Source organism: Enterobacter sp. BWH64 (assembly GCF_001037645.1).
Lineage (GTDB): Bacteria > Pseudomonadota > Gammaproteobacteria > Enterobacterales > Enterobacteriaceae > Enterobacter > Enterobacter hormaechei_C.
In genome coordinates this window covers 4,559,674-4,572,941 of the sequence record NZ_KQ089922.1, presented here as the reverse complement: position 1 = coordinate 4,572,941, position 13,268 = coordinate 4,559,674, and the positions used below count along the sequence as shown (strand labels likewise).

12 protein-coding genes are annotated in these 13,268 nt (G+C 55.5%); 1 reads left to right on the top strand and 11 read right to left on the bottom strand.

Features of this window, described 5'->3' with window-relative positions; genetic code table 11:
* The first annotated feature begins 5 nt into the window (after window positions 1-5).
* Entirely contained in the window at window positions 6-986 is a 981-nt protein-coding gene (locus tag SK50_RS21730; RefSeq protein ID WP_017693927.1) for a Fic family protein, read from the top strand.
* A gap of 19 nt (window positions 987-1,005) precedes the next feature.
* Here the strand turns inward: SK50_RS21730 and SK50_RS21725 are convergent, their stop codons facing one another.
* The 11 genes from SK50_RS21725 to kbaZ all read right to left on the bottom strand — a co-directional run bounded on the left by SK50_RS21725 (window position 1,006) and on the right by kbaZ (window position 13,103).
* Window positions 1,006-2,895 carry an alpha-galactosidase gene (locus SK50_RS21725; RefSeq protein ID WP_045344039.1) on the bottom strand — a complete coding sequence of 630 codons (1,890 nt, stop codon included), beginning with the start codon at window positions 2,893-2,895 and terminating at the stop codon, window positions 1,006-1,008.
* 16 nt (window positions 2,896-2,911) lie between these two features.
* Window positions 2,912-4,084, bottom strand: a complete 1,173-nt coding sequence (locus tag SK50_RS21720; protein WP_048229923.1) for a MalY/PatB family protein — start codon at window positions 4,082-4,084, stop codon at window positions 2,912-2,914.
* A gap of 12 nt (window positions 4,085-4,096) precedes the next feature.
* Window positions 4,097-5,668, bottom strand: a complete 1,572-nt coding sequence (malX, locus tag SK50_RS21715) for a maltose/glucose-specific PTS transporter subunit IIBC (protein ID WP_017693930.1) — start codon at window positions 5,666-5,668, stop codon at window positions 4,097-4,099.
* A 117-nt stretch (window positions 5,669-5,785) separates the two neighbouring features.
* A complete protein-coding gene (gene kbaY, locus SK50_RS21710) occupies window positions 5,786-6,658 on the bottom strand; it encodes a tagatose-bisphosphate aldolase subunit KbaY (protein ID WP_032104419.1) in 873 nt (290 codons plus the stop codon).
* A 12-nt stretch (window positions 6,659-6,670) separates the two neighbouring features.
* The gene (locus SK50_RS21705) at window positions 6,671-7,816 is read right to left on the bottom strand and encodes an SIS domain-containing protein (RefSeq protein WP_015571960.1); all 1,146 of its coding nucleotides are present in this window, start codon (window positions 7,814-7,816) and stop codon (window positions 6,671-6,673) included.
* Window positions 7,817-8,062: 246 nt separating this feature from the next.
* On the bottom strand, window positions 8,063-9,196 hold the full coding sequence (gene nagA, locus SK50_RS21700; protein ID WP_045344037.1) for an N-acetylglucosamine-6-phosphate deacetylase: 1,134 nt from the start codon (window positions 9,194-9,196) through the stop codon (window positions 8,063-8,065).
* Window positions 9,193-9,627: a PTS galactosamine/N-acetylgalactosamine transporter subunit IIA gene (gene agaF / locus SK50_RS21695; RefSeq protein WP_032104425.1), complete on the bottom strand. Its 435-nt coding sequence runs from the start codon at window positions 9,625-9,627 to the stop codon at window positions 9,193-9,195. The genes nagA and agaF overlap by 4 nt, the downstream gene beginning before the upstream one ends.
* Before the next feature lie 17 nt (window positions 9,628-9,644).
* Window positions 9,645-10,523: a PTS N-acetylgalactosamine transporter subunit IID gene (gene agaE, locus SK50_RS21690; RefSeq protein WP_017382440.1), complete on the bottom strand. Its 879-nt coding sequence runs from the start codon at window positions 10,521-10,523 to the stop codon at window positions 9,645-9,647.
* Window positions 10,513-11,292, bottom strand: a complete 780-nt coding sequence (gene agaW, locus SK50_RS21685; RefSeq protein WP_003861730.1) for a PTS N-acetylgalactosamine transporter subunit IIC — start codon at window positions 11,290-11,292, stop codon at window positions 10,513-10,515. The genes agaE and agaW overlap by 11 nt, the downstream gene beginning before the upstream one ends.
* 10 nt (window positions 11,293-11,302) lie before the next feature.
* Window positions 11,303-11,776 (bottom strand): PTS N-acetylgalactosamine transporter subunit IIB, encoded by a 474-nt coding sequence (gene agaV, locus SK50_RS21680; RefSeq protein ID WP_003861728.1) that lies wholly within the window; start codon window positions 11,774-11,776, stop codon window positions 11,303-11,305.
* A 19-nt stretch (window positions 11,777-11,795) separates the two neighbouring features.
* Window positions 11,796-13,103 carry a tagatose-bisphosphate aldolase subunit KbaZ gene (kbaZ, locus tag SK50_RS21675; RefSeq protein WP_032649636.1) on the bottom strand — a complete coding sequence of 436 codons (1,308 nt, stop codon included), beginning with the start codon at window positions 13,101-13,103 and terminating at the stop codon, window positions 11,796-11,798.
* Window positions 13,104-13,268: the final 165 nt, after the last annotated feature.

The following is a 13,268-nucleotide window of genomic DNA, read 5'->3' as shown; positions in this document are numbered from 1 at the left end:
GCCAAATGAGCCGCTATCAGCCTCCCTTCACCATCACACCCTTTATCCTCAATCAGGTGGTTGAGATTGGTGAACTATTGGGGCATTGGGCGGCACATTCAGGCAGAACTTCGCCACTCCTGCGTAAAGAGAACCGTATTCGAACTATTCAGGCATCGCTAGCCATTGAGCACAACTCGCTGACGACAGGGCAGGTGACGGCAATCATGGATGGCAAACGCGTGCTTGCACCTGAAAAAGATATTCAGGAAGTACGCAATGCTATCCTGGCATATGAGAAACTGCCCGAATGGAAGCCCTGGAAGCTCAACGACTTACTCAGTGCACACCGATTATTAATGATGGGTCTGGTCGATCATCCCGGAAAGCTCAGAAATGGGGACGTAGGGGTGTACCGTGGAAACCAGTTAGTCCACATGGCTCCGCCAGCCTCACAGATGAACCGCCTTATCGACGATCTTCTTTCCTGGCTTAAGCAAACCGATCTTCACCCGCTGATTGCCAGTTCGGTATTTCACTACGAGTTTGAATTTATTCATCCCTTTTCGGATGGAAATGGCCGCATGGGGCGGCTGTGGCAAACGTTGATCTTAAGCCAGTGGCGTGCAGAACTTGCATGGCTGCCCGTTGAAACACTCATTCACTTCCAGCAAGCGCGCTATTATCAGATTTTAGGACAATGCGATCGGGCCAGTGACTGCACGGCATTCGTGGCGTTTATGTTGCAAAATTTGGCCGAAGCTTTGCGGGAAGGCATCGATATGACATCCGCCATGTCGGAAAAAATGTCGGAAGAATTGTCGGAAAAGGAACACACTATCCTTGAATTGCTTACCGTTCAACCGCAAATGACTGCGGTGATGTTGGCCTCTGTATTGGGCGTGACTTCCCGCACCGCGGAACGTTATCTTCGTTCTTTGCAAACAAAAGGTAAATTAAAACGCCTTGGGGCAAGGAAAGGGGGAAGCTGGCAGGTCATGGCTTAACCTGCCAGCTGAACACTTTTTATTTCCCCGGCATCGCCTCAAACACCAGCGTTTCCAGCGGTTGCAGCGTAATCACCACAGCGTTTTTATACTCCTCTGGTACGGTCGAATTACTGCCGTACACGGCTTTCAGGGTAAACTGGGAACGCTCTCCTGCCGGGATCTCAAAATCTTTGGTTAAATCCAGGAAGTAACGTTGCGGCTTATCCGATGGGTTGCGTAAGCCAAAAATCGCTTTGTCTTTACTCCATGAGGCCCAGCCGTAAACCTCAAGCGAAGTGGGGTCACCGCCAATCCAGTGAGTATCCACCAGCACGCTGGCATTCTCACGCGACCATTTCGCCGCCTGCGCCAGGGTATCCCACTTCGCCTTATTCAGCATGGACGGCGTGATGTACAGCTCCTGAAGCTGAGTTCCGGTTGCGAAGTAGCTCCAGACCTGATCGGCAAAATCGCTGTCTGTTTGCACTTTCTCGAGTCCATAGTAAGCGTTCTCTGCGCTGACGATCCCGTGGTACATCAGTGAGTTAAGCGGGAACAGCGGACCTTTACGCACGATGGATCGCCAGGTTTCGGCATCGCGGTAGGTCATCCACTGCTGCACTGGCGTGCCGGGGCCGTACAGGTTGATATCATCGCCCTGACGCCAGATTGAATCAGCATAGAACAGCCAGGACGGGCTGGCGTCGGTGCCGGTGGTCAGGTTGATAAACAGGTTCGGATTTGCGCTGCGCATGTTGTGCAGCAGGGCAATGGACGCGTCAAAATCCGATGCAAATGGGCTGCCCTTGATATGCGAATTGGCGTTACCCATTCCGTCGAGCTTGAACGAGGTAATATGCTCGTTTTTGATCAGCTTGATGATCTGATCGTTAAAGTTTTTAAAATAGTTCGGCCCCGACAGCGCCAGCTTGCCGTCTACGGTTTCGAAACCATACTCTTTTGCATGCGAGACGCGAATATCGCGCGGCTTGTTGTAACCGCCCCACGGTGAAAGCCACAGCCCAACCGAGCTATGCAGGCTGTCGGCTTTTTCCCTGACTTTGCCAAAACCGTTGCTGAATGCCGGGCCAAACAGCCAGCGTCCGGTGCGATCGTCCCAGCCATCGTCCAGCAGGAACGCGTCCAGCGCCACCCCGCGTCCGGCAATAAATTCTTTATTCCATTCGTCCATCCGCCCAATGACATCCTGCTCGGAGTAAGGGGTAAAGAAGCCGATGTCCATCCAGCTGTTGTAGTGCAGGTAAGGCTTATAAGGCCGCGGACGCACGGCATCGATAAACTGGTTTACGCTGCGGCGCAGCTGATTAGTTTCCGGGAAAGTGCCGAACCAGGTGGTAAAACTAACCGGTGTCTCAGGCAGAATTGGCGTTTTTAGCTCCACGTTGAGGTTCGTGGTGGCTTCATAAGCGTAAGTATTCACAATCGGTTTGTCTGGCAGGATGAAGAACGAGTCGGCCACGATTGGCGAGCTGTTAATCGCCCCGTCAACGTAAGGTGCCTGAGACTGCTTCTTCGTCGGGAAGAAGGTAATTTTCGCTACGTCCCGCGGCTGCCCGACGGCGGCGATGGTGTAGCCGATGCTGGCGTATTTTCCCTTCACCAGGTTCAGTTTCACCGTTACGTTAAAATCCGGATGCGTAAAGTCGATGACTATCGCATTGTCCTGCTTTTCGACGTGCTTGATTTTGAAATCAGCGGTGTGGATTTTTGTTTCATCCGGTAGCGTCAGAAAGAACAACTCCTGGGGCGTGAGCGGATGGTTAGCTTTGCTGTCCGTTACCACTACCGTTGCGTTTGCATCATCAAACGAAAGGGCAATATTGTCGTTACTGAGCGCGTAGTTTGCTGCTGCCGCACCATGAGAAACACAGAGAGTCAGCAGCGAGAGAGTGAGCATTTTTTTCATCGGGGTAAGATCCTTATCAGTAATGCTTCAGCATTCGGTTGATGGACTGTTCCAGCCAGTAGCGCTGGGTGCCGAAGTTAATACGCAGGTAGTTTTCGCCGTTTTGTACGTAGTGGCTGCCATCTTCAATGACCACGCCAGCCTGTTTTGCGAAATGTTGAGTTAGCGCCGTCGCACTGCGATCGTCCGCACTGACGTCTATCCAGGCGAGATACGACGACTCCGGGTTCATCATCTTCCATGCAGGGAAATGGGTCTGGATGGCATCCGCAAGGTAGCGGGCATTGCCGCGCAGATAACCATTCAGCGCGTCGAGCCATGGCAGACCTTGCTGATAAGCCAGAATAATTCCCCACACGCCGAAGATATTGGGCGAGGTAATGGAGTTCTTCTCCAACTGCTGGCGGAAACGCTGGCGCAGCGAATCGTCTGGAATCATTGAGTAGGATGTTTTTAGCCCCCCAAGGTTGAAGGCTTTATTGGGGGAGGTCAGCACAATCAAGTTGTCCTGGGCGGCACAGCCCGAAGTCAGACAACTGACGAATGTACCGTCCAGAACGTGCTCGGCGTGAACCTCATCAACCACCAGAATCGTGCCGTAGCGCTTACAGAGATCGGACACCTGACGTATCTCATCCGCGCGCCAGATTCGGCCCGAGGGGTTATGCGGCGAGCAGAAGAACCACAGTTTTGGACGGTGAGTTTTGAGCTGAACTTCAATCAGATTAAAATCCAGCTGATAGCGGTTTTCCTTCACGCTCAGCGGATTTGCAAGCACCCGCACGCCCTGTCGCTGTGTCGCCATCGCAAACGGGTCATACACCGGGGTATTCATCATCACGCAGTCGCCGGGTTTGCAGAACGCCTGAACCGTATAGTGCAGCGTGGAAACGGTGCCGTAGGTCAGGGTGATCCATGACTTATGCACCTCAACCTGATGACGGCTACGCTGGAAGGCGATGACCGCATCGTAGAATTCGTCGAAGCACCAGGTGTAACCGAAGGTGCCATGCTCCACGATGCGCTGGAAGCCTTCAATCACAGCGGGTGGCGAGGTGAAATCCATATCTGCTATCCACAGCGGGATAAATCCCTCCGGGACATCACCGAAACGCGAGCACACAAACGTATGATCCCATTTACGGCATTTATCGCTTTTACGCTCAATGATTCTGTCGAAATCAAACACAACGTCCCCCTGTTAAATTAAGGCTTCAATGCCGGATTTGACGCTCTGCACCTGCGGACCGATGATCACCTGAACGCTGTGGGCATCAAGCACCACTACTGACAAGGCGCCCGCGGCCTTCAGCGCCTGCTGGTCGATAAGCCCCATATCTTTCACCACCAGACGTAAGCGGGTAATGCAGTTGTCGAGCGACTCAATATTCTCTTTACCGCCAAGCGCGCGAAGAATAAGCCCATGATCGTATTTCGATTTTCCACGTGCCCGGGTATTGGCTTCCACCGCCTGGAGCGCACCCTGCGCGTCAACCTCACGGCCCGGCGTTTTAATATCGTGCCTGAGGATGTACCAGCGGAAGACGAAGAAGTAGATAGCAAACCAGGCGATACCCACCGGGAACAGCAGATACCATTTGGTCGACATCCCCTGCATGACGCCGAAGATCAGCAGATCCAGAATGCCGCCGTCGGTGTTGCCGATGGTGACGCCGAGCAGCGCCATCACCATCAGCGCCAGGCCAGACATAACGATATGAAACGCGTAAAGCACAGGGGCAATAAACAGGAACAGGAACTCAATCGGCTCTGAAATACCCGTGACAACTGAAACCAGCACGCCTGAAAGCAGCAGCCCTTTAATCACCGGACGGTTTTCCGGGCGCGCGGTGCGGTAGATAGCGTAAGCCACGGCAGGCAGGCCGAAGATAAAGGTCGGCATAAACCCTTGCGATAAAAATGCCGTAACGTGCGGACTAAACGGCAGGCCAGCTTTCAGCTCGGCGTAGAAAATGTTCAGCGCACCGGCCACTTCCTGGCCGTTAACCATCTCAATGCCACCCGCCGGGGTGAAGCGCACCATCGCCAGCAGGATGTGGTGCAGGCCAAAAGGTTTGAGCAGCAGTACGCCCACGCCATACAGGAATGGCCCAAAGACGCTGGTGCTCTGGATGATATGACCAATCCCGGCAATGCCCATTGCCACATATTCCCACAGCAGGGGGATGAACAAGCCGACCAGCGACAGGGTGAGGGCAGTAACAATCGGTACAAAACGAATGCCGCTAAAGAAGGCAAACGCGTCGTGCAGCACCGTGTCCTGGAAACGCTCGTGCAGGAAGTAGGTGATCACCCCTACCACAATGCCGCCGAGCACGCCCATCTCCAGCGTTTGAATGCCAAGCACAATGGATTGTCCCACCTGTCTCATGGTGGCGGCATCCGCAAGCTGGTGGGTGGCGGTCAGGTAGTAGTTGATGCTCATGTTCATCAGCATGTAGCCAACGAATCCGGCAAAAGCGCCCACCGCTTTATTACGTCTGGCAAGGCCCATCGGGATCGCCATGGCAAACATCAGCGGCAGATAGGTAAAAGCAAAGCCGCCGACCATGGCGATAAAACCAAAGGTGAGCTGCGTTAACTCGCCGCCCAGAAAGGGAAAACTTTTGATGGTGGAAGGGCTGGTGACAGAACTACCGATACCTAACAACAACCCCATAAAGGCCAACAGTGAGACCGGGAACATAAACGTCTTTCCCAGGCTCTGGAAAAACTCCCACGCTTTCGATTTAAACGACTTTTCCTGTGTCATGTAGGGACTCCTCGGTTTTTTAGGATAATGGAAGGCGCTGTCCGGCTTAAGGACGCGCCTTCATATTTGCGAGGCTTATAGTTATTTTTTTAGGTACTAACGTTATGCGCGATGGGTTCAGGCTTCAGCCGCAAGCAGCAGCCGGTTCGCCGAGCCGCAAACGGTGATTTTGCTTCTGACCACCTCTTTCATGGCATCCATGCCGACGCGCATGTAGAAGCGCGGATCGTTGCCCTGTGGGTTCTCGGCAAACCAGGCTTTGACTGCGTCAGAGAAGGCGATTTTCAGCTCTGTTGCGACGTTAACTTTGCAGACGCCCAGCTCAATGGTGCGGCGCACATCCTCATCCGGCACATCACTCGCACCGTGCAGCACCAGCGGCACTGTCACTACCTCGCGGATCTCGGCCAGCCGCTGGAAGTCGATTTTTGGGCGTTTGGTATAAAGACCGTGCGCGGTACCGATGGCAACGGCGAGGCTGTCCACGCCTGTCATTTCGACAAAGCGTTTTGCTTCCTGCGGGTCGGTCAGGAACGCGCTTTCGGCGTCGACGCTCATGTCATCTTCCACTCCGCCCAGTCGGCCCAGTTCGGCCTCGACGCTACAGTCGTTGAGGTGGCAGAAATCGACGACCGATTTCACCAGCTTGACGTTTTGTTCGAAGGGGTAATGGCTACCGTCGATCATTGCGCTACGTACGCCGGCATGGACTTTGCGGCGAATGTCGTCCAGCGATTCGTGGTGATCGAGGTGTAGCGCCAGCGGCATGTCATAAGTAAGGGAATATGCGCTGCACAAGGCGTAGATCTCTTCCAGCGCAATATGTTTAAACGTCCCCGGCGTACCCGCGAGGATCACCGGCGATCGCATTTCGCTACAGACTTCGAGGATCGCCTGGATCGTCTCGGCGTTATGGATGTTAAAGGCCGGAACGGCATAGCCCTTCGCCTGTGCGTCCTGCAAAAGATATTTGGTAGAAATAATACTCATGAGCCTGTCCTCTTAAGCCTGCCACGGATGAATAACGACGCCCTGGACCACACGGTTAACCGTACCGCTGGCGGATGGCGTATCCGGCGTATTGCCAACGTGCAGAGACTGGGTCAGTGCGAAGACCTGGGCGTACATCAGGAAGCAGAACGCCTGCTCCATATCGTTAAATGAACGGGAAGGCGGCAGCAGGATATGCGGGCCAGCTTCAATGACCGGATCCGTTTCGGCTGCAATGGCTACCACGCGCATAGCCTGACGATCGCGTCGCAGCTCGGCGAGCAGATCCCGATCGTACTGACGCGTATACGGATGGCTGGAGACAAACACGACGACCAGCGTTTCGTTGTCTACCAGCGACTTAGGCCCGTGACGGAAACCCGTTGGCGAATCGTAGAATGCCGCCAGCTTGCCGGCGGTCAGCTCCAGCACCTTCAGCGCAGACTCCCGTGCGGCGCCCTGTAATCCACCGCTGCCCAGATAAACAATGCGTTTCCACGGTTCGTTACCAAAGACGCCGGGACTGAAATCGCCAAGCGATGTGAGGATCGCCTGACAGCGATCGGACACGTCGCGGAACGTTTTGCTGTTGATCGTTTCCGGTGCGAATACCGCCAGGCAGCTCGCCATCATGGTGGTGATGCTGCTTGTCATCGCGAACCCGCGATCGTGCGTTTCGGCTGGCATGAGCAGAGCGCAGGCGTTATCGCTGTCGACGGCATTCTGGTACAGGCTGCCTGCTTCATTACAGGTGATCGACAGGTGGTAGCACTCCGGTACAAACTGATTCGCCAGCTCAACGGCGGCGACGCTCTCCGGGCTATTGCCAGAACGGGCGAAAGAGACCAGCAGCAGCGGGTGCGAAGGGCTGAAATAATCCATCGGGTTGGTGACCAGATCGGTCGTAGGTATCGCGGTGATGTTTTTCCCCGTGTGGCTGGCAAGCCATGGCGCAATGATGTCGCCAATAAAAGCGGACGTGCCCGCGCCGGTCAGAACGATCCGCAGATCGGGCTTGCGCAACAGTGGCGTCAGAAAACTGTCGATCGACGCGCGCAGATTATCAATATTGTTGAGCGAGCGAAGCCAGCTGGCTGGCTGCTGGCGGATCTCTTTTTCTGTCCAGGTGCCGGTGGTGGCGATAGTGGTTTGTGGCATAACTCAGTCCTTAGTCGTGTGAATTCCACATCAGACGCTGGCAAATGTGTCGCTATCTTTCGTTTCGTTTCACTTGTTCACTTTAGCAGTTAAAGAAAATCTATAGAAAAGAAATCGAAAGTTCAATGGCGAAAAAGAAATAAAACGAAAAGTGTGATCGCGAAAGGAAAGGCGAAAATCAAGGAAAGGAAAAGAAAGGCCTTACGATCGTCTTCCGTAAGGCCAACAGGGCACACTGTGAAGGGGCTACAGGGAAAGAGCCTGACCCTGGATCCAGATCTGCCGGAGGTGTAAACCCGCATCCAGCGCAAGAACATTGGCGCGTTTGCCTGGCGCTAACGTTCCCAGCAGGTGATCCATCCCGAGCAGACGGGCAGGATGCAGCGAGGCCATATGGATTGCGTTTTCTGGGGCGATCCCCGTATGCTCCACCATATTTCGCACGGCGGCATCCAGCGCGAGCGTGCTGCCCGCCAGCCCGCCTGAGGCCGTGCGGACAACGCCGCCCTGCATCCCGACATTTTCACCACACAACGTATAGCGTCCATCAGGCATACCCGCCGCCTGCATGGCATCGGTAATCAGCACCGTACGATCCTTCGCGCAGCAACAACACAGCCGCATGGCTCCAGGATGAACGTGATGCCCGTCGGCAATAAGCTCCAGCCACGCGCGTGGGTCCGTAAGCCCGGCGCCAACCATGCCGGGCTCCCGGTGGTGTAACCCCGTCATGCCGTTGTAGCAGTGCACCAGCCCGGCTGCGCCTGCATCAAATGCGGCCAGGGTTTGCGCGTATGTAGCGGCGCTGTGGCCCAGCATGACGCGTATCCCTTTTTGCTTGAGGTGATGGATCGCCTTCAGGGCATCCACTTTTTCCGGAGCAAGCGCCACCACCCGCAGCGTGTTCTGCGAAACCGCAATCAGCTCATCAAGTTCCGCGAGATCCAGTTCGCGAAACAGTTCTGGCGGGTGCGCCCCTTTGTTCTGCGGTGTAAAGTACGGGCCTTCCAGATAGCTGCCCAGGATCTGCGCGCCGGGGCCACCGGCATGACAGCGCCGGGCAATGCGCCGTAACGCGCCATGGATCGCCTCCAGCGGAGCGGTGACGGTGGTAGGCAGAAACGCCCCCACGCCTTCACGCGCTTTGTGCACGGCTAACCGGTCCAGCACGTCGGGCGCATCATCCATCACATCCACACCCGCGCCGCCGTGGACGTGGATATCAATGTATGCCGGGCAAAGCAGGTCTGCCTCGCGGGTATTAACCCCTGCCGGAATCGGCTCGATGGCGGTGATGACGCCTCTATCCATACGCAGCTGATGGTCATCCAGCCAGCCCTGCCCGGTAAGCAGACGACGCGCGCGCAGCAGCTGGCTCATATCCCTTCCTCGGCGGGCGCTTCCTCGCGACAGCGTGCAAGTTCATCCACCAGGCTGGTCAGACCGCGATGGCCGCACTCCAGCGCCTGCAAACGAAAGGCTTCACTGCTCAATCCGTCGCGCTCCAGAACCATCTCCAGCAAAAGCTGGAGATTGGTGCCGGTGATCACTTCGCTGCCGGGGCGCTGCATCGCGAGGGTAGAGGCCACACGAAACGGCGTACCGCCGAGAAGATCGGTGAGAAACACGATATCGTGCTCTGCATCCAGTTCATTCACTGCCTGCTCAAGCTGCCCGGTCAGCCGCGCAGTGGTGGAGCTTTCCGGAAAATCGATGGCGATAAACTGCGGCTGTTCGCCGAGGATTTGCTTCATCGCCTGTTCCAGCCCGCTGGCAAAACCGCCGTGACCCGTCAAAATAATGCCTAACATCGCAACCTCTTTGCTTTTTACAGGAAGTGACAGAATTTACCGACAACGCCCAGCACCACGGTGATACCAATCAGGCGCAGCGGGCTCCAGCCACGGCGTACCAGCCAGAACATGGTCAGGGTGTAGACCAGCGGCAGAAAGGCGGGCATCAGTTTGTCGATCACATCGGTTTGCAGTTTGACGACCGCATCCCCGGCTTTAATCTCGAGTGTGGTATTCAGGCGCACATAGGTTGCCACCAGCGCACCAATCACTGTCATCCCGACAATGGACGCAGCATGACCAACCTTTTTGGTGTTGGCTTTGATCAGCGGGATCGCGGCGACACCCATTCGGTAGGCATAGTGCGCCAGACCAAAACGCAGGCCGAGATGCACCACGTTAAACAGCACGATAAAGACCACCGCGCCAAGAATGGAGCCCTGTAGCGCAAGGCTGGCGCCAATCCCCCCGCAGATGGGCAGCAGGGTCAGCCAGAACATGGCGTCACCAATGCCACCGAGCGGTGCGCCGACGGCAATTTTAGTGCTCTGGATGCTGTTCACATCCTGCTTGGAACGCTCCATTGCCAGAATAATGCCGATGACGAAGGTCACCAGGAACGGGTGGGTGTTAAAGAAACCCATATGACCTTTCATGGCGCGCGCCAGGTCCCGCTTATTGGTGTGGATCTTTTTCAGCGCGGGCAGTAGCCCATACAGCCAGCCGGAGGCCTGCATACGCTCGTAGTTAAACGAGGCCTGTAGCAGCATGGAACGCCAGGCGACACGGTTAATATCCTTTTTCGTTAGCTCAGCGCCAATACGCTGGTCTTCGTAGACGTTTTCATTCACGCCGGTCAGCAGTGTCTCTTCACTTTCAGACACGCCCGGCAGGGTGGTGTGATTAGATGCCATCTTCAAATTCCTCTTTCTGGGCCGCAGGCGCCGTGGGTTCAGGCGATTTGCGCAGCAGGTCGATCAGCGCCATCGCCAGCGCAGCAGCGGCAATCGCCAGCACCGGGAGTTTCAGCCAGGCCGCGGCGACAAAGCCGATAATGAAGTAAGGGATGTAAACGTTTTTCATCATGATCTTCAGCAGCACGGCGAAGCCGATCGCTGGCATGATGCCGCCCGCGACGCCGAGACCGTCGATCAGACGTTCCGGCAGCACGTCAATGGCGGTTTTCGCATGTTCAGCCCCGAAGTAGATGGGCAGAAATGCACACAGGAAGTAGAAGACGCCGAGCGCCAGCAGTGCCAGATAGTTGACCCGTTCAATACCACGGGTGTCTGCGTTAGCCGCCATGCGATCGCAGCGAGACATCACGCCGGACATCACCGAGAAGAGGAAGGTGATCCCCATCTGAACCGCCACGGCAAACGGCACGGCGACCCCAACGGCGACATCCGGCTTCACGCCTGTAGTAATGGCAAATGTGGTGCCAACGATGGTGCCGATAATCACGTTTGGCGGCTGCGCGCCCGCCAGCGGCGCGAGTCCCATCCAGACCAGTTCTAACGTACCGCCGGTCAGAATTCCGGTGTGCAAATCGCCCAGAATCAGGCCAACCAGTGGCCCGAGCACCACCGGACGGTGCATGTGTGTTAAGCCGTTAAACATATCCAGGCCCGCTATAAAGGCGAGAAGCCCCAGCGCGAAAGCCTGCAACAGACTGATTTCCATTGTGAATCCCTCAGAGCAGTTTAAAGAGATCCAAAGCAGTCTCTGTTGGAACGCCCTGAACGAAGCATTCCACTCCGGCCGCCTTCAGGCCGTTAAACGCGGCGATATCGTTCGCGTCTACAGATACCGTTTTGGCAATTTGCTGTTTGCCACTGGCGTAATGCATATTTCCGACGTTAATACGGGTGATGGGCACGCCGCCCTCGACCAGCGTTAAAAAATCAGCCGGTGTTTTACAGACCAGCAGAATTTTCTGCCGGTCGGCGGCGCGATGAATGTTGTCGATCACTTTTTGCAGGGACCAGAAACGCACGGCGATGCCTTCCGCAAGCACCATCTCCATCAGGTTTTGCTGAACCGGATCGTCTGCAACCTCGTCATTTGCCACCAGCACCAGGTTCGCCCCCGCAAACCCCACCCACTGTACGCCCACCTGACCGTGGATCAGGCGTTCATCAATGCGGCATAAGACAATGTTTGGCATAGCGTTTTCCTCTTTTTAATTATGCGTGTTGAGTCGTTACGCCTTCGCAGGCGGCATGGTACTGCTGGAGTATGTCCTGAATGTGGTCGAGGATGAGTTCCCGTGGTGTGGACCTGAGAGCGCCATCGCGAACTTTGCTGTACTGCAACGGCAGATACTGGCTGATCAGCGGCAGCGGGATCGGTTCATCCGCCAGGTTGCGTACCAGCCGCTCAAAGGCGTCGTCAATCTGGCTGTCTGGCCAGTAATAGCGCACGCGGTCGGAATAGCTGTAACCGCGCGCCAGGCGACGGGCATTGCCGTCGCCGTGATAGTGGCTTTGCCAGTATTCCGGGCGATCGAGCATCACGTTTTCCAGGACGTGACGCAGCCCTGAGCAGGCTTTTGCCGGCAGCAGCTCTTCTTCAATTGCTGCCAGTGAGAACAGCGCTTCGCGCAGCGCGAAGGTTAGCGCAGGGCCGACTTTCAGAATGGCGAAGTGATCTTTCACCAACTGGCGCAGCGCCTGCGGCGTCTGGTAATCGGTAGAGTGTGCTTCAAATACAAGCGTGTCGTAGGCTTCAACCATCTCGCTCAGCGCGACGGCTTTATGCGGTTGATAGTCACAAACCTGCGCATGGTCGAACTCAACGCCAGGCTGAACCACCAGGCCAATAATGCGCGGCCAGATGTCGCTTAACCCTTCCTTCTCGAATGCGTGGCGGTGTGCCTCAAGCGTGGCGCGTGCCGCCTCTGGCGTGGTGACCTCAAGCTCGGTCAGCGTCTCGTGTGCCCCACCGGGAACCGGAACTTCCGTGCCGATAACGTAGACCAGATCGGCTACGCCAAATTGCTCGAGACAGGTGGTTTCGGCAATTTTAGCCAGCCGAGCGGCACGCCCGGCAACGATTGCATCGGTTAACGGAACCGGGTCGTCTTCGCAGGACATGCTGCAATCGAGGTGAATTTTTTTAAATCCGGCCGCCACGTAGCTTCTGATCAGATCGTCGGCGTTCGCCATCGCCTGCGAAGCCGGCAGGTTTTGCCAGCGGTTTGGACCTAAATGATCGCCGCCAAGGATCAGCTGCGAGGTGGGGAAACCAAGAGATCCCGCCAGCTTGCAGACAAACCCATAAAAATCGGCGGGCGTCATACCGGTATAACCGCCAAACTGATCCACCTGGTTTGAGGTGGCTTCTATCAGCAGGGGCGTCTGTTGTGAATGGGCGTAACGTAGTGCAGCTTCAAGTACCAGTGGATGTGCGGAACAGACGGCATAAATCCCGTTTGTATTCCCCCGTTTATGTTGTTCCACCATTTCTGTCAGATGTTTCACTTTCCTCTCCATTTCGGATGGTGTTGGTATTCATCTTTCGTTTTGTTTCATTTGATACTGCATTATGGTGAGGTAAAAATAAAACGAAAGATAATAGTTTTCCGATCTGTTTCACAAAAGAAACATAATGAAAGGTTTCAGCGGCGGTTAAGCTTGCGTCCGCCCACCATACAGGGC

Excerpts from the sequence above, each read along its gene's own strand:
- SK50_RS21725 (WP_045344039.1), bottom strand. The coding sequence starts at position 2,895 with ATGAAAAAAATGCTCACTCTCTCGCTGCTGACTCTCTGTGTTTCTCAT.
- agaE (WP_017382440.1), bottom strand. The coding sequence starts at position 10,523 with ATGGCATCTAATCACACCACCCTGCCGGGCGTGTCTGAAAGTGAAGAG.
- agaV (WP_003861728.1), bottom strand. The coding sequence starts at position 11,776 with ATGCCAAACATTGTCTTATGCCGCATTGATGAACGCCTGATCCACGGT.
- kbaZ (WP_032649636.1), bottom strand. The coding sequence starts at position 13,103 with ATGGAGAGGAAAGTGAAACATCTGACAGAAATGGTGGAACAACATAAA.
- agaW (WP_003861730.1), bottom strand. The coding sequence starts at position 11,292 with ATGGAAATCAGTCTGTTGCAGGCTTTCGCGCTGGGGCTTCTCGCCTTT.
- agaF (WP_032104425.1), bottom strand. The coding sequence starts at position 9,627 with ATGTTAGGCATTATTTTGACGGGTCACGGCGGTTTTGCCAGCGGGCTG.
- SK50_RS21705 (WP_015571960.1), bottom strand. The coding sequence starts at position 7,816 with ATGCCACAAACCACTATCGCCACCACCGGCACCTGGACAGAAAAAGAG.
- SK50_RS21730 (WP_017693927.1), top strand. The coding sequence starts at position 6 with ATGAGCCGCTATCAGCCTCCCTTCACCATCACACCCTTTATCCTCAAT.
- kbaY (WP_032104419.1), bottom strand. The coding sequence starts at position 6,658 with ATGAGTATTATTTCTACCAAATATCTTTTGCAGGACGCACAGGCGAAG.
- malX (WP_017693930.1), bottom strand. The coding sequence starts at position 5,668 with ATGACACAGGAAAAGTCGTTTAAATCGAAAGCGTGGGAGTTTTTCCAG.
- nagA (WP_045344037.1), bottom strand. The coding sequence starts at position 9,196 with ATGAGCCAGCTGCTGCGCGCGCGTCGTCTGCTTACCGGGCAGGGCTGG.